The following is a 23,698-nucleotide window of genomic DNA, read 5'->3' as shown; positions in this document are numbered from 1 at the left end:
ACGTAATGAAGAAGACAAAACCGCTTTATCACGGTCATCGCTTCCCTGTTATCGTCATCAGCCGTGCGGTTCGGTGGTATTGATATGACTTTGCGTGTTAATCGCGACATTAAATTCCAGGTTGTTGCATCGATGCATGAATTTCCTGACGGCGGCGCAGCAGTAAAGCCGATGGACGATGCGAAGCTTCTAGTCCTCTCCGCCGTGTAGCCCATAGGTCTACAGGAAGGTCGCCACAATCTACGGGTATTTTTCCGCAGAAACCCTACGGATAACGAAGTTGTTATAGATGAGGTATCCGTCTTTCTGCAGTCTTTTGTGGAAAGATCTTAAGCCCACCGTTGGCGACAAGCTGTTGACTTGCAGGATCCCAGGCATCGGCGCCGTCGATGTCGCCGCCCTTCCATGCTGCGACAATTTCACTAGGCGCAAGAGGTACTGGTATGATTTTGCTGCGGTCAAGCCCGTATACCCTGATGGCCGCGTCCAGCGCGTATTGTGCCGTCGAGTTCGGAGGGTAGCCGATGGTCTTGCCTTCGACTTACCGGAGTGACGAGATATCCTTACGGAAAGTCAGTTCGCTGGTGGAAATCACTTCTGGAACACCGATAGTCTCGATAGGTAGAGGACGAAATTTTTGGCCATGTCGAGGTGTGCGGTGTGGTGCGGTTGTTGTCAGGCGCGCCACGAGAGAACATTCATCAGCCAGGGCCAACCAACGACTACTTCTAAGCAAATTACTGCGACGGTTATAGGGAAACGCGATCTCGTCTGAAAGAGCGGTGCTATTTTCATTTGCCGGAGGCGCTGCCCGATGCGATCCTGGACGATTCTCGGCTACGGACCGGTGCCTGCGAAGGAGGCGGGGGGCCAAAACGAGCATTCATGCCGTCGGCATAGTAAGCGCCAACTCAAGCTTGCAATTACCCACTTCTTTTTAGCGCAAGCTTATAGCCGATCTGGATGTCTGTCAGACGTCGCATCCCGCGCCACATTACGGTATTGCCCGGCGGAGGGTCGTTGGGGCGCGCAAGGTAACCCCCGAGCTGAGCGAGCCTGATAACGTTGCGCACGAGCGGCGGAGCTTGCGCGTTGTGGGGCGTATCGTGAACGATGTGTTCAAGCAGTTCGATTTCGGTGTGCGTGAACGCGAGTTCGGCGCCGGCCTGCGGCGCCGATCGGCCGAGCATGGTAATCCAGAATATGCGCCAGCTCAGAATGCAGAAGATTGCGATCAGATTCGTTAGCCGCTCGGCTGTACGAAGCCGGGACTCCTCGGCTTTGCAGCCCGATTTCAGGATTTTGTGGAAGGTCTCGATCTTCCAGCGCATTGCGTACCAGTCGAGCTTTTCGATTGCCTCTGCACGAGAGCGGACCGGCAGGTTGGTGATCAGCTTCCATTCGATGCGGGCACGCCCGGGCGGCGGATCGCGTTCCTGTGCGTGCAGGACTGTTAGCTGTAGCGCACGGTAACGGTTCTGCTTGCCGATGGGCGGCAGAACGGTCATAGGCTGGTAGCGCAGTTCGAGCGTCGCGGTCATCGGACGGCCTTTCGCGTCGCGAAGCTCGACGCGGTGGAGCCCCTTGACCTGAACCATGCTGCATGGCTTTGGAGATCGTGTGCTGACCGTCTCCCGCGAGCCTGTCAACGCAGGTACGCACAAGGAAGTGGGTGCAAAGTAAGCGCCCGGTCATCCCATCTTGAGTCACGGTGAAAGTCTTGGGAGCATCGTGTTCACTTAAATAGGTGGACACGTGAACACTATTGACGAAGCAGCGGCACCTGGCCGCCGTCGCCGCCGGCGCTACAGCGTCGAATTCAAGGCTCAGGTTGTGGCAGCTTGCCAGGGGCCCGGGGTGTCGCTCGCGGCGATCGCGTTGCACCACAAACTGAACGCCAATCTGCTTCGACGTTGGGTCGAGCAGGCCGAAACGAACGATTGCGTGCTGGTGGCGCGTAGCGACCTGGCAGCGCCATTGGCAGCGGCGCCAGCACCGGAATTTGTACCGCTGCCACTTGAGACGCGAAACACGCGGACATCTGAGATTCGCGTCGAGGTGCGTCGCGCGGACCAATCGATAACGGTTAGCTGGCCAACCTCGGAGGCAGCGCAGTGCGCTGCCTGGCTGCGCGAGTGGCTTGCATGATCCGCATCGATCAGGTGTGGCTGGCAGTTGACCCGCTGGATATGCGGGCCGGCTTCGATACGGCACTGGGTCGGGTGATCTCCGTGTTCGGCGCCGCGCATCCTCACCATGCTTACCTGTTCGCCAACCGGCGGGCCAACCGCCTGAAGGTGCTGGTTCACGATGGAATTGGCATCTGGCTGGCAGCGCGACGGCTTAATCAGGGGCAGTTCGCGTGGCCGCGCGCGGGTAGCGAACCAAAGCAGCATGCGCTCACGCAGGAACAACTTGCCGGTCTGGTGGTGGGTTTGCCATGGCAGCGCATCGGCGCGGACGGCGTGATCCGTGTCGTTTGAGGACGTTCGGGACGTATACGGTCGCGCTTTCGCGCTCTCCGGGGTTCTGGCAGACTCGTCTGCATGGATCTGCCCGCCGACCTCAACACTCTTAGCCCCGAACAACTGCGTGCGCTCGCCACGCAACTGATTGCACGCGTCGAAGACCGGGACCGGGAGATTGAAGAGAAGACCCGGGAGGTCGGTGAGAAGGAGCGGGAATTACGCTATCGGCAGACCCGCATCGACCAGTTGACCCACGAGATATCGATTCTCAGACGCCATCAGTTCGGCAGGCGCAGCGAGCAGCTCAGCAGCGATCAGATGAACCTGCTGGACGAGGCAATTGACGCGGATCTCGCCGCCATTGAAGTTGAGCTCGAGCAACTTCAGCCACAAGCCACAACCGAGCCGCTACCCCTGCAACCGAAGCGTGCAGCGCTGCCGGCGCAATTGCCGCGCACAGAGATGCGGCATGAGCCGGAGAGCACCGTATGCCAGTGTGGCTGCGAGCGCGTGCGCATCGGCGAGGACATCAGCGAGAAGCTGGACTACACGCCGGGCGTGTTCACCGTGGAGCGGCATATCCGTGGCAAGTGGGTGTGCAGAAACTGCGAAACACTGATGCAGGCTGCGGTGCCTGCGCACGTCATCGACAAGGGCATCCCGACCGCGGGACTGCTGGCGTCAGTGCTGGTTGCCAAGTACGCTGACCACCTTCCCCTGTATCGTCAGGAGCAGATCTTTGCGCGAGCGGGCGTCGCGATACCGCGCTCGACATTGGGCGCATGGGTCGGTACGTGCGGCGTGCAGCTACAACCGCTGGTCGACGCGCTGCATCAGGAAATCCTGCAGCAGGGTGTGCTGCATGCGGATGAGACGCCGGTACAGATGCTCGGTCCCGGCAAAGGCAAGACACATCGCGCGTATCTGTGGGCGTATACGCCGACGCACTACAGTGAGCTGCGCGCCGTGGTCTACGACTTCGCCGACAGCCGTGCAGGCGAACATGCCCGCGCGTTCCTCGCTGACTGGCAGGGCAAACTGGTATGCGACGACTACAGTGGGTACAAGGCTGGATTCCAGCAGGGCATCACTGAAATTGGATATGCAGCGCACGCGAGACGCAAGTTCTTCGATCTGCACGCCAATCACAGCAGTCAGATCGCCGCGCAGGCGCTGCCGTTCTTTGCTCCGCTTTACGACATCGAGCGCGACGCTGCAGTGCTGCAAGCCGAGGAACACCACAAGCTTCGACAGAGTCGGGCCAAGCCGGTCTGCGGCGCACTTCACGAATGGATGGTGGCGCAGCGCAAGCTGGTGTCGGAAGGTTCTGCAATTGCCAAAGCGCTGGATTACAGTCTTAAACGATGGGATGCGCTGACCCGCTATCTCGATGACGGTCACGTGCCCATAGACAACAACTGGGTCGAAAACCAGATACGTCCTTGGGCTATCGGCAGGTCGAACTGGTTGTTTGCCGGTTCGCTTCGAGCCGGCAAACGAGCCGCAGCCATCATGAGTCTGCTACGTTCAGCGCAACTGAATGGGCACGAACCGCATGCCTACCTGAAGGACGTTCTCACCCGATTGCCGACTCAAAAGGCCAGCGACATCGCAGCATTGCTGCCTCATCGCTGGCAACCGGCGGATCCCATCCGCTAGTTCAGTTCGCCAAGACGGGTTTGCTGGCCGCTTACGGTGCAAAGATCGTATGCGGTGCAAAACAGCTCGTAAATGTCGCTTTCCCGATCGCCGATGTGAATGCAACGCACAGGATCGTCGAGAAGCTCGGTCGACTGGCGCATATTCTCCAGCCATCGCCAGCTTTCCTTTTCCTCAATCGGTACGCGCGTGGGATTGATATGGCGCTTGAGCTCCGAAGCCCCCTTGAACCGCTTTCTCGTCCAGAACTTCACCGCCGCCAGGCCAAGTGGCAATCCATCGGCAGTAACAGCAAGACTCGAATGCATCAGGAAGTCGCATTGCGTGAGCGGTCGTCGCGGGCCCATGCCATTCTTCCCTGTGCGCAGGCTCGTCTTGCCCGTGTAGCCGATGAGTTCGGGACGCTCGCGCTGGTACGAGAATGCGGTCGTGTCCTGCAGGATAAGCACTGGTCCATCGGTGGCCTTCACACGTTCGGCGCTGGCCTGGAAATGCCCGCTCAGGAAATCGTGTTCGCTGACGCGGTCGTTCGACAGAAACCTGTACGCGGCCTTGGTAGAAGCCCAGTCCTGACATGCGAACGGAATAGTCTGCCCCATGCCGTCCCAGAGCTTTTCCAGCAGCGTTGCGAAGCGACGGCGCAACCGTGTGTCCTGGAATTCGCTTCCCTGGACTCCAAGACCGATCATCCGCCCGTCGCTTGCCGGCCATCTCGCTTACGCATGGAACGTGACGTATGCCAGGTTACCAGGTTTCGCGGCAAAGATGTGGGTAATTGCAAGCAACTCGAGACCATCTTGACGAAGGTCTCGCTCCGAGATACCCCATTCGGCGGATCATCGAGGCGTAATATCAGGACTGGGCATAGCTAAACAGCCTGAAGACCTGTTCAAGGACGAGAGGCAAGAGCGCCTCAGCACGTTCCTTCACAGGTCGCTTCAGGAACGTCAGCTGCCGCTCAATTCGCTGACTCGCGACCACCGTTGTGAGATTGTTGGGGCCCTTGGGGTGGAAGGATGTTTCCAGAAAGTCGGATTGAGGCTCAGTTCTCTCAGCGCTTGGCCTGTCTGCATTCGTACACCGTTTGTCTGGAAATCGCCATTGCCTACATCCGTCGGCGAGATTGGAAGAAATGCGTCACGCCAGTCACTGTTGACCAGGCCCTTTGACAGAGTCTTCCTCGCATACAGCGCCAGCAACATTCTGGCCCTACGGAACCCTTGTGAACCTGCTCACCGGATTGCCACCACGCTAACCCGCTGCCATTCATTCATTGAGCTTACTGTCCGAAATGCCGACGCGCATGCCGTCACAGTTCAATGAACTCCACGGCAGCTGCGCTCAAAGCGCCTTGCTGATCGATGCAGATATCGTGGCAAGTGATCATCGCATACCTCGCCGAAGACTTAAGGAATGTCTGCAAAAGTCCTGGCATTGACGCCCCGTTCAGCTATCCTGGAAGCATCGCGAATTAGTTGAGGAGAAGAGTAATGTCGCAGTTGGGTCTTCACCTGGATCTGTCAACCAAGCGCACGCGCAAGCGGGAATTTCTCGATGAGATGCGGCGTGTCGTGCCTTGGTCGAAGCTGATTGCGCTGATCGAGCCGCACTATCCGGCAGGCAAAACCGGACGGCCGCCTTTCCCGATCGCGACGATGCTGCAAATTCATTTTATGCAGCAGTGGTTCGGTCTGTCGGACCCTGCAATGGAAGAGGCGCTGTACGACGTGCCGCTGTATCGCGAGTTCGCGGGTCTCGACGGCGGCATGGTGCGTTTGCCGGATGAAAGCACGATTCTCCGGTTCCGCCATCTGCTTGAAACACATGGGCTGGCCGCGCAAATGCTCGCACTGGTCAATGAGATCCTGACGGAGAAGGGCTTGATGCTAAAGGCTGGATCCGCAGTCGACGCCACCCTGATTGCCGCGCCCAGTTCGACAAAGAACGGTTCCGGCACCCGGGATCCGGAAATGCACTCGACGCAGAAAGGCGGCAACTGGTATTTCGGAATGAAATCGCACATCGGCGTCGACGCAGACTCCGGACTGGTTCATACAGTCATTGGAACGGCGGCCAATGTGCACGACACCACCGTTGCCCAGGCGTTGCTGCACGGCAAGGAGACGGATGTCTACGCTGACGCCGGGTATCAGGGAATCGAAAAGCATTGTAAGGCCGACGCAGCTCGTTGGCATGTTGCGATGAGACCGGGCAAGCGCAGACTACTGGACCAGAGTAATCCTCTGGACGCGATATACGATCAGATCGAGCGGCTCAAGGCCGGTATCCGTGCCAAGGTTGAGCACCCGTTTCGCGTCATCAAGCGGCAGTTCGGCTATGCGAAGACCCGCTATCGCGGTTTGATGAAAAACACTGCCCAGATCACCACGTTGTTCGCTTTGAGCAATTTGTGGATGGCGCGCAGAGCTTTGCGAAACGCTTAAGATGGAGCCGGTGCGGGCATATGTTTCACCGGTACAGCCTCCGACTGGTGACTGTACCGGGCGATCTCCGCACAAGGAATGTCGTCGCCGTTCAGACTGCGATGCGTGTGGAAAATCGCCGCTACGAAAACGACTTCTGCAGAGCTTCCTTAACACCCCGCTTTGGCCGCGAGATCGGCTGGGCCAATCTCGCTAGCATGCGCGACTTCCATATCGCCTCGCCCGAGGGAGAGATTTTCCAGACAGTGTCTGAAAAATCGGCGGCTCACCGCGATCAAGCGTTACTCAATGCCGTCTAGTGCTGTCATTCGGTGATTTCACGGGCCATCTCAAATACCCAAAGATCCGGCTTGACGGAACGGTGGCTATCGCGCGTATCTCGCTGCGCCTCAGACCTGGTTCCTCTGCTTGCAGCAGGCTATTTTTCCCGCATACAGGTTAGCGGCCGCTCGCGAATATACGGTGGCTGACGACACCGTGTCGCGTTTCCGCTTATCGCGCAGAACGAGGACGCAGGCGCAGACGTGTCGAACGCCCCACCGACTATGGGAATTCATTCGGCACATCGGGAGTAGCAATGTTCTGGGGTCCCACGGGCAAATCCAGTTGCCTTAAACGGCCCCAGAAGGGCGACAAGCGTTTGAAGCGGATCTTCTATCAGTCGGCATTTGCATCCATGCGCTGTCCCAAGAGCGCTGCCTTTAAACGTAAAGAAGCCAAGCGCCGTCATCAGATCATCATTGCTCTTGCCAGGAGGCGTGTGAATGTGCTGTCGGCAATTCTCCGCAACAGGAATCCAATGCCCGAACGACTGCCGCTTGCTTGACAAAATCATTAGGCCGTCTCTGCCTTTGGTCTGGCTAGAGTGAATCAATCCCGTGCCGGCACACCACGGTTCGTTGAGCCCCATATCGCGTGCGCCCACCACTAAAATGCAGAAATGCTCGCAGACAATATAATCTTTAGTATCAATTCATTGGCGCCTTTCCTTGGGCAGCTGCACCTAACCATGTAGCACCATCCGAACTCAGTGGCGACGAAGCGTTGCGGGTCTTCGGAGATCCATTCCGTGGCCTCGGTTGCCTGTTTCCCCTCCGCCGTGCCGATGGCCGAACTGCCGTGGCATACCGACGCCTTCGCATGCGTCGCTCCGATAGGAAAAGGCACTGGCGAAATTCGGCGGGTGCAGTTGCGGATGGGGCAGGGAAGATGACTTCTAAGTCGCCGTGCTTCGTCATGAATGAGATGCAGTCCTTCGGGAATGGAACAGTTACTCCTCGAACTAGGAGATGGCTTTACCTTCTTCGCCCGGCAGAAGCGACTCCAGATCGATAATGATGGCCTTTATCTCGACTTGCTGTTCTGTAACCGGACGCTTAAACGCTTCGTGGCGGTTGCTTAGAGGGTGTTAGGCACTTTTGCTAAGGGGGTGCAAAGTGCACAAGCATAAGCACGGAGAAGACGACGAAGTGCAAGCCAGCCAGAGTTTCTGGGCAATCGCTCGTAGTCTCTTGCGAGTCGGCGGAAGCGGTTGAGCCAGCCGAAGCTGCGCTCAATCACCCAGCGGCGCGGCAACAGCACGAAGCCCTTTTTCGCCTCGGGCAACTTGATGACCTGAAGTTCAATCCCTTCGTCAAGCGCCGCCTGCGCGGGCTCTTCGCCGGTATATCCCTGATCCGCGAACGCCACCTTGACCGTCTGGCCCGTGGCCTGCTGAACCTGACGCGCCAGTTCTCCAACCTGCGCGCGCTCCTGCTCATTGGCCGGCGTCACATGCACCGCGAGCAGTTGTCCCAACGTGTCCACCGCCATATGTACCTTGCTGGCTTTCTTGCGTTTGTATCTGTCGTAGCCTGCGCGTGCGCCGCTTTCGCACGTCGACTGGAGGGTACGGCCATCGAGGATGACCGCGCTGGGTTGACCACGGCGGTCCTGGGCGACCCGGATGATCGAACGCAAATCGCTCACCATAGCCTCGAAGCAGCCCGCCTGAATCCAGCGTTGCGTCTGCTGGTAGACCAGTTCCCACGGCGGAAAGTCATTGGGCGACAAACGCCACGGGGCACCCGCACGTACGATCCAGCGCAGCGCGTTGAACATCTCGCGCAGTTCGTAGCGGCGCTGCGGTGCGTCCTTGTTCATCAAGGTCAGGTACGGAGCGGCGAAGTACCACTCTTCATCCGATACATCCGTTGGGTAGGGCCTGCGTTTTTTCATTCCGCCAGGATACCAGGTCCGACATAAAGTGCCTAACACCCTCTAGGCGAGATTGTCCGGCTAGGAGAGGCGGGTACAGTCCGCTGCAGATAAAGCGCTCAGGCAACAATGAATTGGAGAGCATTCCTCGTAATAGAGTCTGAATGTAGCGTAGGCTCGACCACGAGCGCGGTCGACGGCTGCTGCAGCGAGGGCGGGACTGGAGACCTCATTGCTTGATCGATGCCGTAAGGGGATGGATCATTCAAAGCTCCCGCGAAGGCAACGCGACTAGCGACCTGACGATCAAAAAGCACTCTCAGTCTCCCGATACCTATCGCCGCAAACGGATCAGCAGATCCGCGGCAGTTGCTCGCCCGAAAGCCAGTCGACGATGCGCCGTCCGCCGAATTTCGTTTCGATCTGCACGAAGCTGTGGGCGTCGTCGACCACCTCACCAATGCAAACCGCCGCCGCGCCCAACGGATGTGCGCGCATCGCGGCGAGCAGTTGCGGCGCGTCGGCGCTTGCGCAGATTGCAACTAGCTTGCCTTCGTTGGCGACATAAAGCGGATCGAGGCCGAGCAGCTCACACGCCGCATCGACTTGCGGCAGCACGGGAATTGCGCGCTCCTGAATGTGCATCCCGACACCCGACTGGCTGGCGATCTCGTTGAGGGTCGTGGCCAGTCCGCCGCGAGTCGGATCGCGCAGAACGCGCACACCGGGCGCGACGGCAACCATGTCCGCCACGAGCGTGTGTAGTGCGGCGCTGTCCGAGCGGATCTCCGTGTCGAAGCCCAGGCCCTCACGTTGCGACATGATGGCCACGCCGTGCTCGCCGATAGTGCCCGAGAGCAGCACAACGTCGCCGGGCCGCGCCTGCGCGCCATCAATGTGAATGCCCGAGGGCACGACGCCGATCCCGGTCGTGGTGATGAAGACGGCATCGCCCTTACCGCGCTCGACGACCTTAGTGTCGCCCGTCACGATCGGAGCGCTGCAAGCGCGCGACGCAGCAGCCATTGACTCGACGATGCGGAGCAGATCCGCCATCGGGAGGCCCTCCTCCAGGATGAAGCTCGCGCTGAGATACGAAGGCCGTGCGCCCGCCATCGCGATGTCGTTGACGGTGCCGTGCACGGCGAGGCTGCCGATGTCGCCGCCGGGAAAGAAAAGCGGCGAGACGACGTGCGCGTCGGTGGTCATCACGATGCGCTCGCCGGGCCCGGGCGCGAGATGCGCGAAGGTGGCCTGGTCGTTGCCTTGGCGCAGCCATTCGTTATCGAAGCTCGCGACGAACAGCTCGCGGGTCAATTGCGCCGATGCGCGGCCACCCGCGCCGTGGCCCATGTCGATGCGGCCGTCGCGAAAGTCTAGGGGCCGCACGTAGGCGGGCTTCACCGGGGATGTGTGGACTGGGCTCATGCTTCGACGACTCGAATGTCCTTCGAGCGACCATAGGAATAGTGCGCGGCGCAAGAGCCTTCGCTGGACACCATGCACGAGCCCATGGGATTCTCGGGCGTGCAGACCGTGCCGAACATTGTGCAGTCGCGCGGGTGTTTTAGACCTCGCAGGATCGCCCCGCACTCGCATTTGAGGTGATCGGCGACCGGGCGGTAGACGAGTTCATAGCGGACCTCGGCGTCGTAGCGCGCGTACTTCGGGCGAATGCGCAGCCCGCTCAATGGGACCTCGCCCAGGCCGCGCCACTCGAACGACTCCCGCGTTTCGAACACCTCCTGTATGAGCGCCTGCGCGGCGGCGTTGCCCGCGCGTGTGACAGCGCGCGTGAACTCGTTCTCGACCTCCGCGCGACCATCGTTGACTTGACGCACCAGCATGAGGATCGCCTGCAGCACGTCGAGCGGCTCGAACCCGGCAATCACGACCGGCTTGCGATACCTCTGCGCGAACGCCTCGTAAGACGCCGAGCCGATCACAACACTCACGTGCGCGGGACCGACAAAGCCGTCGAGCAGCACCGCGTTCCCGTCGGCGGACGGCTCGGCGAGCAGATGTGTCATCGCCGCGGGCGTGAGTACATGGCAGCACAGCACGCTAAAGTTCTCCGCGCCGCAGTCTGCCGCTTCCCTCACGACGAGCGCGGTAGGCGGCGCAGTGGTCTCGAAGCCGATTGCAAAAAAGACGACCTCGCGTTCCGGATGCTCGCGCGCGATGCGCAGCGCGTCGTGCGGAGAATACACAAGGCGGATGTCCGCCCCGCGCGCCTTGGCGCGCTGGAGCGATAGACCGCACGAGGCAGGCACGCGTATCGTGTCGCCATACGTGCAGAGGATCACGTCGTGTTCGAGCGCGAGGCGAATCGCGAGATCGATGCGCCCGATCGGCAACACGCAAACTGGGCAGCCGGGACCGTGGATCATAAACACGTTACCGGGTAGAAGATCGGCCACGCCGAAGCGGGAAATGGCGTGCGTGTGACCGCCGCAGAACTCCATGAAGTGATAGCGGCGTTCGGTCAGCGTCTCCGCCTGAATGCGCCCAGAAATGCGCGCGGCGAGTTCGTCGTCGCGGAATTCGTCGACGTACTTCATTGCGCCGTTCCCGACTGGACGATGGGTGTGTCGCCGAGCGACCGAGCGACCTCGCTGAACAGCGCGAGCGTGCGCTCGGCCTCTTCGGGATCGATCATGCCAAGCGCGAAGCCGACATGCACGACCACGAAGTCCCCTAGGCGCACGTCGGGTACGAGCGCGAGTGAGACCGTCTTTCGAACGCCCCCGAGCTCGACGACGCCTGTTTCGGCGTCGGACCGGTCGATGAGCTGTGCCGGCATTGCTAGACACATGGACTGACTCCTCTTGCGGTCGTAGGCATCGACAACATCTGCGGACCATATGCGGCAACCCAAGCCTGGCCAAGCGCTAGCCCGGCGTCGCCGCAGGGCACCGTGTCGGGCATGAGGGTGCGCACGCCGTGCGCGGCGAGCGACTCCCGTATATGCGCAGTGAGCAGCCGGTTATCAAAGCAGCCGCCGCCAAACAGAACGGCGCGCCCCTGCGCGGCAAGCGCGGCCCATTGGGCGAGCGCCTTGGCCAGCGCAACATGAAAGACGGCCGCGCCGCACGCGGCTTCGCCGGCGTCCGCGAGCATGAGCAACTTGACGAGGAGCGGACGAAGGTCGAGCTCGCCGTTGTCCGCGATGCGCCACAGGCCCGCCACATCGGGGGCCTCGTGCGCGACGAGGTAGCCGCTCGCGAGCCTTTCGAGCGCGATGGCCGCCTCGGATTCGGCGCGCTGGCGCAGGCACACGCCGAGCAGTCCCGCCGCCGCATCGAACCAGCGACCCGCACCGGTGCTAGGCGGGCAATTGAGGCCGCGCGCGAGCATGACGCCGACCGTGCGCGCCGCGGTCGCGCCCACGGCGGCCGAGAGTCGCGGCCCGATTTCGGCGCTGCGCCCGAGCGCGTGCAGGGCGGCGGCGGCCATTCGCCAAGGCTCGCGCGCCGCGACGTCGCCACCGGGTAGCGCGAGTGGCGTGAGACTGCCGAGGCGCCGCCAGCAGGCGGGCGCCACCTCCAGCAGCTCACCGCCCCATGCGGCGCCGTCCGTGCCGAAGCCCACGCCGTCGAGCGCGAGGCCGATCACGGGCTCGCGCAGCCCATGCTCGGCCGCAACCGCGCCAATATGCGCGTGATGATGCTGGACGCCGACGGTCGGCACGCCAAGCCGCTCACCCAATTCGAGCGCGACGCGCGTGCTGTAGAAGTCGGGATGCAGATCGTGCGCGATCATGCGCACGGGCTGCCCCGCGCGCTCGGCGCTCTCAACAAGCGCCGCCACCGATGTGTCGAGCGCCACACAGTGCTCCGGATCGTCGAGATCGCCGTGTAGCATCGACCAGTGAACGTCGCCGCCGATGCACAGGCACGCAGCGTTCTTCAGCCATGCGCCGGTGGCGAGCACCGTCCGTTCGCCGAGGGTATGGGGTAGGTTCTGCACACGCGCCGTCATGCCTCGCCTCCGGCGCGATGCTTTCGCGCACGCTGCGCCGCAAGGTTGCTCTCCAGCACGCCAATGCGCTCGGCAATCGAGTCGCGCGCACTCGTGATCCAGTCGAGCCACGCATCGAGGCCTTCGCCGGTCGTGGCCGAGAGCCAGATCACTTCGAGGAACGGATTCACGCGGCGCGCATACGCGATGCACTGCTCGACGTCGAAGTGTACATAAGGCAGCAAGTCGATCTTGTTGACGATCATGAGGCTCGCGGCGGCGAACATGTCGGGATACTTGAGCGGCTTATCTTCGCCCTCCGTTACCGAGACGATCACGACCTTCGCCTCCTCGCCGAGGTCCCAGAGCGCGGGGCAGACGAGATTGCCTACGTTCTCGATGAAGAGCACGCTGCACGGGGCGTCGTGCGTGAGCGGTACGTATTCACGCTCGTGCTTTTGGTCATGGTAAAGGCGATGATCGTGCAACGGAAGCCGTCCGAAGGCCGCGGCGATCATCGCGGCGTCGAGATGGCAGCCCTTTCCCGTGTTCACCTGGATCGCTGGCGCACCGGCCGCGCGGATGCGCTCGGCGTCGTTTGCCGTCTGCTGGTCGCCCTCAATCACACCGATGGGCAAGCTGGGTATGCGCTCGCGCAGCGCGGCGATCGACGCACACAGCAGGGTCGTTTTCCCCGAGCCCGGGCTCGACACTAGATTGAGCGCACGCACGCCATGCTGCGCGAAGTGCCGCCGGTTGACGGCGGCATGGCGATTGTTTTCGCCTAGCACGTCGTGCTCGAGCTTGATGGTGCGGCCCTGGTCTAGGCCGGGCACCGTGAGGCCCGCGGGCCCGAGGCCGTAGTGCAGGTCTTTGCCCGGTGGCGTCCGGTGGGAGTGGGAATGAGTGTCGGACTGGCCCTGCGCATACGCGCACTCGCGCCGCTGAGGGGTGTTTTGCCGATCGCCTGTGGTGGTGCACCCGCATCCTATGCACATGTTGCTTCTCCTTGCGCTAATCCGATGATTGTCAGGCATCGTCGACGATCAGATCGACGATGCGCAACTCTGTGCCGCCGTTCGGCTGGAGCCAGTAGCCGCCGCAGTGCGCGCAGGGGGCGCCCCGCGTGGCCAGCGCCACGGTCGCGTTGCAGTTCATGCACCACGCGCTTCCCGAAGGTTCGTCGATCTCGACGCGTGCGCTGCAAAGGCAGGTGCCGGGCGCGATCGCTTCGAGGGCGAAGCGCAGCGTCTCGACATCGACGCCAGCGAGGCGTCCGACTTCAAGCCTCAGCACCTTCACGCGGACAAAGCTCTCACGCTCGGCTGCCGCTTCGACCAACGCAAGCACGCCGCCGGCCAGACTTACTTCATGCATACCTTGGCTTCCATTCAGCTCAGTATTCGGGGCCTTGTCTCGATCCTTGTGCTCACGCGCCGTCCGTGTCGACCACATAGGCGACACAGGGATCGAACGCGCCCATCCACGCGCCTACGCGCGCGGCGAACGTTCCATCGCCGCACGCCGGATCCAGTCGCGACAAGGCTTGCGCGAGCGTGCCTTGGCCGTGGAAGTTCCACTCAGTCGGCGCGACCACGCGATAGTCCTCGATGCGCGCCGCATCGCCTGGCGCGAGGCGCACCCAATGGAGCAGCACGCCGCGCGACATCTCGCACCAGCCGAGCGCCTCGCCGGGCGCGCACGTTCGCGCGCCAAAGCGAAGCGCACTTGGCCCGTCGTCGCCCGCTGCCAGCCGCGCCACCTCCGCGACGCGCGCGCCAATCCGCAGCCAAGGCGTGTCGTATTCCAGCGCGCGCGGATCGTCGCTACGTGTCCACACGCCGGTCTCCGCGGGCAGGCCGCGTTGTACGGGCGCGTGCGCGAACACCGGACTCTCGGCAATCGCCGCGGCCAGTTCGCTTAACCGCGTTTCGTCGATGATGAGCGGCCGCGGCGTAGCGCGCATCGTATCGGCGTGCGCGCGGCAGGCTGCCAGCAACCGGGCCGGGAACGTCGCGGCTCGTGCGCACCACGCCGCTAAGCAGCCACGCGGATCGTCCGTCCAGTGCGCGAGCCACTTTTGCGCAGGCATGCCCAGAACGTGCCGCTCCAGCCAGTCGGAGGAGTCAACCGACTCGACGTCGGGCAGCGTATGCGGCGCGGCGGCGGCCAGCCGCACCGGCCAGTCGGTCCACATGCAGCGAAGATGCACGGCGAGCGTCTCACGCATGAGCATTGCGGCATGAGCGGCGTTGGTCACATCGTCGCGTTTGTGCTCCACTGAAGCGCCCGCTGCGCCGACGGCAAGTTCTGCGCAGAGCCTATGCGCGAGTCCGCACAACGAGAACAGCGCCGACAGCCGCGCCGCAGCAGTTGCTACCGGTTGCCCGCGCAGCAGCGCGGCGGCCAGTGGTGGACGCCCGCCCGCAATGCTGTCGTGCCGGCCGGGGCGCACCCGGTACTGTGCGGCCAATGCTGCCAGCATCGCCGCGGTCATGGAGCGCTCCCGAACGCGGCCGGCCGCAGCAGGAGCGCATGACGCGACACGCATGGGACACCGCCCGATGTGGCGCTCTTCTGTCTGGGGAATTCGAGCATCGGCAAAAAGAGCGAGCAGCACGCATAGGCTCCGACGTCTTGCGCGTGCGCGCCGAGCCATTTGAAATCGACGTCGCCAACGCGCAAGTGCGCTTTGCCGGCCGGCCGCGGACATTCCACCGAGTCCCGCACCGCGCCGGGTAACGAGAGGGGCCTCATGGACCATGGCGTGATCGGTATCCCGAACCAACCGCATCGGGCCCCGGTCTCGCCGGGCACCGGCTCAAAGCCGGTCCCCTCGATACGCAAGGCGAGTTTCACGACCGGCATGTCAGGCATCGTACTGGTTGCGGCCGTTTCGAAGTGCGCTACAAGCCTAGCCACCCTTGGATCGCCGTGTATGACCTTTCGCTGGATTGCACGCACGGTCAATCCGCGTCCCACAAGAAAAATGACCTGATCCGGCGCGCGGCCATAAACGCGGCAGCGCCAGTGTGCCTGAAGCGCCGCGAACCTCGCGTGCGGAGGAATCTGCAAGACCGGATCGCCTTGTTCGGGATGGTGGATCCACCAGCAGAACTTGCATTCGAGGCACGTGTGCGTCGCGATTGGGCTGCTGGCGCCGAGATGGCAGCCCTCGAATTGCTTCGTTCGCTCGTCCATCGTCACACCTCACCCATCCAGTTGATCAACTGGGTCAAGCGCTCGCGCGAATCCGCGAGGTCTTCCGGCGCGGCGCGCACGACCTCTGGCAGATCGGTGATCTCGATCGTGTTCAGGATCATCATGTCCTGCGAGTTGAAATATGCAACACGCCAGCAGTTCGCGATCGCCGTGCTGCCCACCCGGCAATTTCCGTAGCCGCGCGACAAGATCTGCACCGCGCCTTCGCCCAGCACGGCGTCGATCAGTTGCTGATCCCCCGGCGACAATGGCAGGAGCGTAAGGTTGACGATGTGGGGCGCATGCCCGGCGCGCCAGCGCGCGGCGGAATCGCGTACTTCGCTCAGGATCGACGGCGCGTTCATCACGTCGAGCGGCAGCATGTCCGGCAACGGCATCATCGGCTGCGCCGGGTCTTTGGGCTGGGCAAGCATCGCGGGGGCCGCGCCGATCTCGAGCCGGTCGACCGGGCGCGCGCCATTCCGCTCGACTACGCGCCACAGGCCGGCAAACACAGTCTCCTGGATCAGCCCGCCGCTCCGCTGCGCGCCGTCGACGTGCGCGCTGACCTCGCCCTCGCCCAGCACGTCGTTGAGAACGCGCAGCGTTGCTCGATCGTACGGCGTCAGATCGATGGCTTCGGACGGCGTACCAGGTTCGTATGCCGCCAGTACGCCTAATACGTTGCGAAGCACGCCGCGCGCGCCGTCGAGTGCCCGCGCATTGCAGCGCTCAGGCAGCGTCGGCGCCACATAGATGCGCATGCCTTGCGGCATCGGCAGATAGTCGAGCACCGCATCGCTCTCGGCTTGGTTTCCCGGGCGGAAAGGCGCGACGGGAATGGGAAATGGACTCATGGACACGATCAACGACCCCAAAGATTGATCGACAATTCGTGACAGCCGGGCGAAGCGCCGACGGTGCGGCCGGGAATGCCGACCCATGGCGTCCGCGTAGTCGGCTGCCCGAGCGCATGTGCGACGTTTGCCACGTAGTCATTCCAGTCCGTCATACTGGAGAGCCTTGTGACATAAGCGCCGGCGTGCAGCCACAGCAACGTGGACCACGGCCACCGCCACACGCGGCGCGCGAGCTCGGGCAGCACCACGGCCACGTCGAGGAAGTCGGGAAAGCGCGTCCCGGCAGCCGTGAGCAGCGCTACACATTCGCCGGCGTCCGCAACCCAATCGCCTACCTTTCGTTCGTCCACGGACACGGCGTGTCTGCCATCAGTTAGCCGCTGCACCACGGACGTCGCGTCAAGCGAGGTACCGTTCGTATTTGTCATGGCGATTCCTCGGAGGACCCGTGACGGCCATGCGCCGGTTGCGCGTTGGAGGTCAACCGGGTCAAATCGTCCACGCCGAGCGCGGACGGCAATTCAAAATTCGGGCTCGCTCGGGCCATGGCGGCATCTCCCTCCAGCGCCAGTTCCACGAGCGAGAGCGTCGCGTCGATTTCTGCCGCGCGTGTCCCGTCGAGCTTCTCGCGCGCCGTGTCGAGAAAAACCAGCAGCCATTCACCGGCGCTGCATGGACCAACTAGCGAAGTGTCGATCCGGCGGTGGCCGCTGCGTCCGTGGCACAGCGCCCGCAAGCCCTGCACCTCGACCACCCGCATCGGCACGCCTATACACACGACGACGGCTTCTTGCGGCGCATGCGCAGCAGCACGCGCTCGTCGCCGGTGCGGCACGCATCGGCCTCGCTGGGCCGCTCGCCTTCGTAGCGCGAAAGCGCGAGATGCGGCAGCGTGACCGCATCGTCGGCATGTAACGGGGTGTGGCGCGGCGTGGGCTCTCCGCCCCATGCGGCAAGGCGCTCGAGGCCAAGTTCGAGCGCGCGCTCGAGCGATGCTTTAATGGTGGGTCGCAGGCTGCCACCGAAATCGGCCACTTCGTCCGGCTGGCAGCCGATCAGCAGCACGCGGCGTGGATACCGGCCTGTCAGGCGCGCGAGCATTAGTACCTCCTGGAAGCCGGTCTGGTGCAGGCTCATCTTGCGCACGCCGAGGAACGCCGGTACGTCGTCATCCTCAACGATCTTCAGCGTGCCCGGCGCGAGACCGTAATCGACCGCGTCGAAAATGAGCAGACTGTCGGCCGCCTGGACGTACTGGACCAGACACAGCCCTTGCGTGCCGCCGTCTATGAGGCTCACGTGCGGGGCAAACTCGAAGTGCTGCTCAAGCGCCTCGATACAGCGCACGCCAAAACCCTCGTCGGCCCACAGCAAGTTGCCGATGCCGAGTACGACGATGGCAGGCACGCCGGTTTTTGGGCAAGTCAGCATTGCAACCTCACTTCCTGAAGGTACGGTAGCCCGATATCATCGTGCCGACCATGTTCTGGCGGGCCATGATGTCTTCGCGGATCGCCATATAGACATGCACGATAACGAACATCATGATCGCCCACATGCCGAGGCGATGCCACGTGTGCACGGCCTGCGACTGGCCGATCAGCGTGGATACCTGACCAAACGCAATCTGCTGCCAAGAGCCGGCCTGCGCGCCTTCGCCATACAGTGCGAAACCGGTCACGATCATGAAGAGTGAGATCAGCAAGAACACGAAAAACATCGCAAATCGCGATAACGGATTGTGCCCGCTGAACTGGCGCGGCGTGGGCCCGAGGAACGAGTAGTAACGCAGCATGGTGAGCATGTCCATCCAGTACTCGCGCGAGAATACCGGCACCCAGAACATTTCGCGCGCATGGCGATTGCCGACAATCGCCCAATACGCGCGGCCCGCAAGCCCGATTGCGAACAGGTAGGCCGCGGTGAAATGCACAAAGCGGATATATCCCATCAGAAAATTCGCGCTCGCCTCGCCGGGCTGTGTGAGAAGCGGGGCGCCGATAAGATAGCCGGTCAACGCCAGCACGACGATCGACACTGCGTTGATCCAGTGCCAGACGCGTACCGGAGCTTCGTACACGTAAATTGCCTCGGTGGACGAAACAAAGTCAGCCGCCTTTTCGCATCGAGAATACGATTGCATCGTCATCATCCTTTCCTGCCGCGCGGCGCCGGCGAGCGCAGGCGCTGTGGCGGTCTGGTGGGGTTATCGCACAGTCACGGCGGTCATTTCCGCACCGTCCGCGTTCATCACGTGCGTCGAGCAAGCCATGCAAGGGTCGAACGAGTGCAGCGAGCGCAGGATCTCGACGGGCTGCTCGACGTTCGCCACGGGCATGTCCATGAGGCTCGCTTCGAACGCGCCGATCTGCCCTTTCGCGTCGCGCGGGCTGCCGTTCCAAGTGCTCGGAACGACGCACTGGTAGTTCTCAATGCGACCGTCCCTGATCCTGATCCAGTGGCCGAGCGCGCCGCGCGGTGCGGCGACCGCGCCCACGCCCTTCGCCTCGGCTGGCCACGTCGAAGGGTCCCACTTGTCCAGGTTCACGGTCAAGGTATCGCCGTTGCGGATGTTTTGTAAGAGGCTTTGCCAGTCGTCCGCCATCATCTCGGAGCAATACTCCGCTTCGAGCGCGCGGGCGAGCGTGCGGCCGATGGTGGTCGGCAGCAGTTGCTTCACGCCAAGCGAGCTTTCCGGCAAGCCGAGCAGCTTTGGCATGCCCTGGTTCACGGCAAGGAGGGAGGCCTCAATCTGTTCCTTGATACGGCCGCAATGCGGATTGCTCTGCTCCGCGTGTGCGTAGCCGAGGATGTAGCGCGCGAGCGGTCCGACTTCCATCGCGTGCCCCTGCCAGCGCGGCGACTTGATCCACGAGTACTTTGCGCTCTCGTCGATCGACTCGATTGCGGTGCGCGTGCCCTTCGTGTTGGGTCCGAGCTCGTAGTGCGGTTCGGTAATGCCGTCCCAAGGATGCAGCCCGCGGTAGTTGTCAGGGTATTGATACCAGGAGTGGGCGACAAATTCCTGCACTTGCTCGGGGTCGCGCGGATCAACTGGCAGGAGCGTATTCCAGTCGCCGTTGATGATGGCTCCGCCCGGCATCTGGTTGGTGGATGGGTTGTAGTTGACGAGCGGATACGCGCCGTAGTCCATCACGTTGGTCGCGGCCAGGCCGCCGCCATGCAACCAGCCGCGTGCTTTGTAAATCGTGCCGATTGCAAGCAGATCGGGTACATAGACGTTGCGGCAGAAGGTGATCGCATCGTCGATGAGCGACTTGACGAAGTTTAGGCGCTCGATGTTGATGGGTGCGCCGGCCGCTAGGTCGCTGCCGATATTGATCGCGCAAGGCACGCCCCCTACGAGGTAGTTCGGGTGCGGATTCTTGCCGCCGAAGATCGCGTGGATCTTGACCCACTCCTTTTGCATGTCGAGCGCTTCGAGGTAGTGCGTCACGGCCATCAGATTCGCTTCTGGCGGCAGCACGTACGCGGAGTTGCCCCAGTAGCCGTTCATGAACGGACCGAGCTGGCCGCTTTCGATGAACTTGCGTAGACGCGTCTGCACATTGCGGAAATAGCCCTGTGACGACATCGGATGCTTGGGCGAGATGCGCTGTTGCAACTCGGACGTTAACTTGGGGTCGGCCTTGAGCGCCGACAACACGTCGACCCAGTCGAGCGCGTGCAGGTGATAGAAGTGCACCACGTGGTCGTGCACTTGCAATGTCTTCGACATGATCTCGCGGATCAGGTGCGCGTTGGGCGGAATGCGGATGTCGAGCGCGTCCTCGACGGCGCGCACGGAGGCGAGCCCGTGACATCCCGTGCATACGCCGCAGATACGCTCGACGAACGCCCATGCGTCGCGCGGGTCGCGCCCCTTGAGAATGACTTCAAGGCCACGCCACATGGTGCCGCTGGAAACGGCGTTGCGGATCACGTTGTTCGAATCAACGTTGACCTCGACGCGCATATGGCCTTCGATGCGTGTGACTGGATCGACGACGATCCGGCGTCCGTTCCTACCGAGCTGAAATCCTGGGTTCGAAATGGCTGTCATGGTTGCTTTTCTTTTGCGGCTTCCTGTGCTTGTCGGCTGCACCCCGACGCGAGGCGTAGCTATTGGCCGTCGCGGTCGTCCATAGAGTCCTGCTTCGACCTGGCGTGCTGAATTGCCGAAGCGGCTGCATGCGCAGCAGTGGCGGCGCCCACCACGACGGCCGCGGTAGCGCCGATCTTGTCGGCGTTCGCTTCGACTCCGAACTGATCGATCCGGGTGAGCCGATCGTAGAGGGAGCCCTTGTCCCAGAATCCTTCCTCAGAGCAGCCGATGCAGCCGTGGCCCGCCTGAATGGGGAAGCTCGTGCCGCCGTTCCAACGCACGGTCGAGCAGGCGTTGTAGGTCGTCGGGCCCCTGCAGCCGACCTTGTAGAGGCAGTAGCCGCGCCGTGCCGCTTCGTCGTCCCACGACTCGACGAACTGGCCCGCGTCGAAATGCGGACGGCGGTAGCACTTGTCGTGAATGCGCTGGCTGTAAAACATTTTCGGACGGCCTTGGCGATCCAACTCCGGTATCCGGTCGAACGTGAGCATGTAGGTGACGACGCCCGTCATCACCTCGGCGATCGGGGGACAGCCGGGCACCTTGATGATCGCCTTGTCGGTGATCCCCTTGTGGATTGGCACCGCCTGCGTCGGGTTCGGCGTGGCCGTCTGCACGCAGCCCCACGACGCGCACGACCCCCACGAGATCACAGCCTTCGCGTCCTTCGACACACGGCGCAACTGATCGACGAATGGCTTGCCGCCGATAATGCAGCTCATACCGTCTTGATTCAGCGGCGGATTGCCTTCGACGGCGAGGATGTAGTTGCCACGGTACTTCTCCATCACGTTTTCGAGGATCGCCTCGGCCTGGTGTCCCGCGGCAGCCATCAAGAGGTCGTCGTAGTCGAGCGAGATCATTGAAAGCACGACGTCCTTCGCCAGCGGGTGCGCCGAGCGGATGAACGACTCTGAGCAGCAGGTGCATTCGAGTCCATGTAGCCAGAGCACCGGCGTGCGCAGTTTGGTCTCCATTGCGTGGACAATCTTCGGCATGAACGCAGGCCCGAGGCCGAGCGACGTTGTCGTCAGCGAGCAGAATTTGAGGAAGCTACGGCGCGAGATCCCTTGGCGTCGCATGACTTCATAAAACGTTTCGATCACTATGTGGTCCCTTGATGGCGTTCGGCCCCGCGAAGCTGGCATACGACCGCGTCTTCGGCGTCTCGCTGTCGGTGAAGCGTTTTGAAAATAACAAGATTCGTGCCGACCTTGGCGTCGCGGCTCCCTAACGAAAAAAATGTTCCGCGGCGCTTCCCATAATTGAGGCGGAAGCGGGAAGGACCACGTGCTGCGCCGACAAAACCTTCTCATAGTGGCGACGGGCCGTTCGTCTGACAAAGGTCAGCCAGTACGGCATCTTCAGAGAACGAAGCAAAATATCTGGGAGGAGGTTCACGAATCAACCTATGCGCCACCTTTTCGCACGGCGTGAAACTGGAAAAATTGCCGAGAAAGCTCGATAAATTCTTCGAGTGCCCTGTCTTGTTTGTCCAATTCTCGACGACATATGTCGGCGTTGTCACGTTACGGCTAGGCTGAAAAAGTCGCCGAATTTGCGACGTGTCGGCATTGTGGAGGTGTTCAGGTCGTGACGCCGACCATACTCCAGATACACCTCGGCTTTTGGGGCGCCTTTCGTCCATTACGGACGCACTTGTGCCATCAATCGCGTGCCCGACAGGTAGAGATTGGCGCGCGCCAAAGCTATGAAGCCAGGTTCGTACTCTGCGCTAACCGTGGTAGGCACCTTCGTGAAACCCCACATCGATTGGCCACTGCGAAGACATGCTCCACGCGTGCGCGGATCCTCGACTTGTGGCAGTTCTCGCCGCGCTGCACCGTATTGACTTCACACGCGCGGTGGGTGTGCTGCTTTGCTGTGGATTAGCCTTCTGGCTGGCGTAAGCGCTGTTAGCGTAGACCTTCCGCTCCTGGCCGTGTAGCAATTGCGGCAGTGGAAGCTTTTCATGCACGTTGGCCGGTACTACGCTGTGCACCGGGCCACTCTTGCTATCCTCGTCGATGTATAGCTTCGCGCCGAAGTACCATTGCTAGTCTTGCGCGTCTGGTGCATTTGGGGGAGCGCGAATTCTGTTCATTCTTCCTCAAACTTTGGCGCACCGATGATGTTGGCATCCACGACCGTGACGCTCTGGAGTTTCATGCCGCTCGCCACTTGGCCCGACTTCGGCAATCAATTTCTCACCCAGCTTGAGGGTTTCAAAAAGACGACGAAATTTCAGCAGTGCGGTGGCAGTCTGGTACTGCCTTCCAATCCAGACTCTCGCAAAGCGACGCAGCCTAGCACTAACGTAAAGAGCGTCTTCACAAGCGAAATCGGCCAGGTTGAAGCAGTGCCGGATAGAATGAAGGCGCAGCATTCGCTCCCGGTCAATCGGCGGGCGGCCATTGCCGCACCTCGGATAATACGGCTCGACCACCGCGCAAAGCTCAGCCCACACGACGAATCTGCATTCATCGCGAGAAACTTATCGCGTCGCGTCCGTTTGTGGTGTGTCTCGAAAGCAGCACCTTCAGCGGCCGTCGATAGCGTCGGCGGCTTCATCCTGTTCTGTCCTCCGGATCCACCCCGATCTACGCTCGCAGTACCTCTGCGGTCGACTTGATCAGCGTTGCGTGAAGTATCATTCTTGCGCTGGGAGATGTTGCATGTCCGACAACGTCGGAGATGCAACACTGCGGTTGCCCCGACAACGGAGAATTAAGGCGGCGGTTATCTCGCAACGACCGCTTAACTTCGCCCGACGCTTATCAACTCGATGCTCGTTGTGCGCTTGTG

25 protein-coding genes and 3 pseudogenes are annotated in these 23,698 nt (G+C 61.9%); 8 read left to right on the top strand and 20 right to left on the bottom strand.

Translation table 11 applies throughout. The features are described 5' to 3' along the window. Window positions 1-5: 5 nt before the first annotated feature. Window positions 6-80 (top strand): annotated as a pseudogene (locus QFZ94_RS43110) (IS6 family transposase); the annotation flags it as partial. A gap of 203 nt (window positions 81-283) precedes the next feature. Here QFZ94_RS43110 and QFZ94_RS43105 read toward each other — a convergent pair. After that, window positions 284-478: a hypothetical protein gene (locus tag QFZ94_RS43105; protein WP_410852937.1), complete on the bottom strand. Its 195-nt coding sequence runs from the start codon at window positions 476-478 to the stop codon at window positions 284-286. A gap of 445 nt (window positions 479-923) precedes the next feature. Continuing rightward, window positions 924-1,598 carry an IS4 family transposase gene (locus QFZ94_RS43100; protein WP_368599685.1) on the bottom strand — a complete coding sequence of 225 codons (675 nt, stop codon included), beginning with the start codon at window positions 1,596-1,598 and terminating at the stop codon, window positions 924-926. Window positions 1,599-1,755: 157 nt separating this feature from the next. Between QFZ94_RS43100 and tnpA the strand changes: the two genes are divergently transcribed. The 3 genes from tnpA (at window position 1,756) to tnpC (ending at window position 4,127) form a co-directional block, all read left to right on the top strand. Beyond that, window positions 1,756-2,148 carry an IS66-like element accessory protein TnpA gene (gene tnpA / locus QFZ94_RS43095; RefSeq protein ID WP_429464091.1) on the top strand — a complete coding sequence of 131 codons (393 nt, stop codon included), beginning with the start codon at window positions 1,756-1,758 and terminating at the stop codon, window positions 2,146-2,148. Further along, entirely contained in the window at window positions 2,145-2,483 is a 339-nt protein-coding gene (tnpB, locus tag QFZ94_RS43090) for an IS66 family insertion sequence element accessory protein TnpB (RefSeq protein ID WP_429464089.1), read from the top strand. Before tnpA ends, tnpB begins: the two co-directional genes overlap by 4 nt. A gap of 63 nt (window positions 2,484-2,546) precedes the next feature. Continuing rightward, window positions 2,547-4,127 carry an IS66 family transposase gene (tnpC, locus tag QFZ94_RS43085; protein ID WP_429464087.1) on the top strand — a complete coding sequence of 527 codons (1,581 nt, stop codon included), beginning with the start codon at window positions 2,547-2,549 and terminating at the stop codon, window positions 4,125-4,127. Here the strand turns inward: tnpC and QFZ94_RS43080 are convergent. Beyond that, window positions 4,124-4,771 (bottom strand): IS4/Tn5 family transposase DNA-binding protein, encoded by a 648-nt coding sequence (locus QFZ94_RS43080; RefSeq protein WP_429464085.1) that lies wholly within the window; start codon window positions 4,769-4,771, stop codon window positions 4,124-4,126. The two genes, tnpC and QFZ94_RS43080, sit on opposite strands and share 4 nt — an antisense overlap. Before the next feature lie 846 nt (window positions 4,772-5,617). Here QFZ94_RS43080 and QFZ94_RS43075 point away from each other — a divergent pair. The 4 genes from QFZ94_RS43075 (at window position 5,618) to QFZ94_RS43060 (ending at window position 7,973) form a co-directional block, all read left to right on the top strand. Beyond that, window positions 5,618-6,571: an IS5 family transposase gene (locus tag QFZ94_RS43075; RefSeq protein ID WP_429462112.1), complete on the top strand. Its 954-nt coding sequence runs from the start codon at window positions 5,618-5,620 to the stop codon at window positions 6,569-6,571. A gap of 107 nt (window positions 6,572-6,678) precedes the next feature. Next, window positions 6,679-6,870, top strand: a complete 192-nt coding sequence (locus tag QFZ94_RS43070; RefSeq protein WP_429464083.1) for a hypothetical protein — start codon at window positions 6,679-6,681, stop codon at window positions 6,868-6,870. Window positions 6,871-7,148: 278 nt separating this feature from the next. Continuing rightward, on the top strand, window positions 7,149-7,397 hold the full coding sequence (locus QFZ94_RS43065; protein WP_368586323.1) for a hypothetical protein: 249 nt from the start codon (window positions 7,149-7,151) through the stop codon (window positions 7,395-7,397). A 435-nt stretch (window positions 7,398-7,832) separates the two neighbouring features. Continuing rightward, entirely contained in the window at window positions 7,833-7,973 is a 141-nt protein-coding gene (locus QFZ94_RS43060) for a PDDEXK nuclease domain-containing protein (protein WP_410842538.1), read from the top strand. Window positions 7,974-7,992: 19 nt separating this feature from the next. Here QFZ94_RS43060 and QFZ94_RS43055 read toward each other — a convergent pair. The 17 genes and pseudogenes from QFZ94_RS43055 to QFZ94_RS42975 all read right to left on the bottom strand — a co-directional run bounded on the left by QFZ94_RS43055 (window position 7,993) and on the right by QFZ94_RS42975 (window position 23,464). Further along, a pseudogene (locus QFZ94_RS43055) lies at window positions 7,993-8,788 on the bottom strand (IS5 family transposase). A 330-nt stretch (window positions 8,789-9,118) separates the two neighbouring features. Further along, window positions 9,119-10,120, bottom strand: a complete 1,002-nt coding sequence (hypE, locus tag QFZ94_RS43050; RefSeq protein WP_368586324.1) for a hydrogenase expression/formation protein HypE — start codon at window positions 10,118-10,120, stop codon at window positions 9,119-9,121. A 71-nt stretch (window positions 10,121-10,191) separates the two neighbouring features. Next, complete coding sequence (hypD, locus tag QFZ94_RS43045; protein WP_410852656.1) at window positions 10,192-11,328, bottom strand: hydrogenase formation protein HypD; 1,137 nt, start codon at window positions 11,326-11,328, stop codon at window positions 10,192-10,194. Beyond that, a complete protein-coding gene (locus QFZ94_RS43040) occupies window positions 11,325-11,582 on the bottom strand; it encodes a HypC/HybG/HupF family hydrogenase formation chaperone (RefSeq protein ID WP_368586326.1) in 258 nt (85 codons plus the stop codon). The genes hypD and QFZ94_RS43040 overlap by 4 nt, the downstream gene beginning before the upstream one ends. Next, complete coding sequence (locus QFZ94_RS43035) at window positions 11,573-12,748, bottom strand: carbamoyltransferase HypF (protein ID WP_410852657.1); 1,176 nt, start codon at window positions 12,746-12,748, stop codon at window positions 11,573-11,575. The genes QFZ94_RS43040 and QFZ94_RS43035 overlap by 10 nt, the downstream gene beginning before the upstream one ends. Next, window positions 12,745-13,725, bottom strand: a complete 981-nt coding sequence (gene hypB, locus QFZ94_RS43030) for a hydrogenase nickel incorporation protein HypB (RefSeq protein WP_429464081.1) — start codon at window positions 13,723-13,725, stop codon at window positions 12,745-12,747. Before hypB ends, QFZ94_RS43035 begins: the two co-directional genes overlap by 4 nt. 31 nt (window positions 13,726-13,756) lie before the next feature. After that, the gene (locus QFZ94_RS43025) at window positions 13,757-14,104 is read right to left on the bottom strand and encodes a hydrogenase maturation nickel metallochaperone HypA (RefSeq protein WP_018435798.1); all 348 of its coding nucleotides are present in this window, start codon (window positions 14,102-14,104) and stop codon (window positions 13,757-13,759) included. 52 nt (window positions 14,105-14,156) lie between these two features. Continuing rightward, window positions 14,157-15,224, bottom strand: coding sequence for a nickel-dependent hydrogenase large subunit (locus tag QFZ94_RS43020; RefSeq protein WP_176112233.1), 1,068 nt, complete (start codon window positions 15,222-15,224; stop codon window positions 14,157-14,159). Next, the gene (gene hybE / locus QFZ94_RS43015) at window positions 15,221-15,928 is read right to left on the bottom strand and encodes a [NiFe]-hydrogenase assembly chaperone HybE (protein ID WP_429464328.1); all 708 of its coding nucleotides are present in this window, start codon (window positions 15,926-15,928) and stop codon (window positions 15,221-15,223) included. Before hybE ends, QFZ94_RS43020 begins: the two co-directional genes overlap by 4 nt. A 2-nt stretch (window positions 15,929-15,930) precedes the next feature. Next, a complete protein-coding gene (locus QFZ94_RS43010; protein ID WP_368586332.1) occupies window positions 15,931-16,785 on the bottom strand; it encodes a hydrogenase expression/formation protein in 855 nt (284 codons plus the stop codon). Between the two features lie 8 nt (window positions 16,786-16,793). After that, window positions 16,794-17,216 (bottom strand): hydrogenase, encoded by a 423-nt coding sequence (locus QFZ94_RS43005; protein ID WP_429464079.1) that lies wholly within the window; start codon window positions 17,214-17,216, stop codon window positions 16,794-16,796. Beyond that, complete coding sequence (locus QFZ94_RS43000) at window positions 17,213-17,548, bottom strand: HypC/HybG/HupF family hydrogenase formation chaperone (protein ID WP_368586334.1); 336 nt, start codon at window positions 17,546-17,548, stop codon at window positions 17,213-17,215. The genes QFZ94_RS43005 and QFZ94_RS43000 overlap by 4 nt, the downstream gene beginning before the upstream one ends. Before the next feature lie 8 nt (window positions 17,549-17,556). Beyond that, window positions 17,557-18,219: a HyaD/HybD family hydrogenase maturation endopeptidase gene (locus QFZ94_RS42995; protein WP_410852660.1), complete on the bottom strand. Its 663-nt coding sequence runs from the start codon at window positions 18,217-18,219 to the stop codon at window positions 17,557-17,559. Window positions 18,220-18,226: 7 nt separating this feature from the next. Further along, window positions 18,227-18,937 carry a Ni/Fe-hydrogenase, b-type cytochrome subunit gene (cybH, locus tag QFZ94_RS42990; RefSeq protein ID WP_410852661.1) on the bottom strand — a complete coding sequence of 237 codons (711 nt, stop codon included), beginning with the start codon at window positions 18,935-18,937 and terminating at the stop codon, window positions 18,227-18,229. Window positions 18,938-18,994: 57 nt separating this feature from the next. Then, entirely contained in the window at window positions 18,995-20,851 is a 1,857-nt protein-coding gene (locus QFZ94_RS42985; RefSeq protein WP_429464076.1) for a nickel-dependent hydrogenase large subunit, read from the bottom strand. 59 nt (window positions 20,852-20,910) lie between these two features. Continuing rightward, window positions 20,911-21,996, bottom strand: coding sequence for a hydrogenase small subunit (locus QFZ94_RS42980; RefSeq protein WP_429464326.1), 1,086 nt, complete (start codon window positions 21,994-21,996; stop codon window positions 20,911-20,913). A 544-nt stretch (window positions 21,997-22,540) separates the two neighbouring features. Further along, window positions 22,541-23,464: pseudogene (locus QFZ94_RS42975) on the bottom strand (IS5 family transposase). Window positions 23,465-23,698 lie beyond the last annotated feature (234 nt).

The sequence above is a fragment of the Paraburkholderia sp. JPY465 genome, from assembly GCF_050436725.1.
GTDB lineage: Bacteria > Pseudomonadota > Gammaproteobacteria > Burkholderiales > Burkholderiaceae > Paraburkholderia > Paraburkholderia youngii.
The sequence above is the reverse complement of the archived record's forward strand: the minus strand, read 5'-3'. Positions and strand labels throughout refer to the sequence as shown.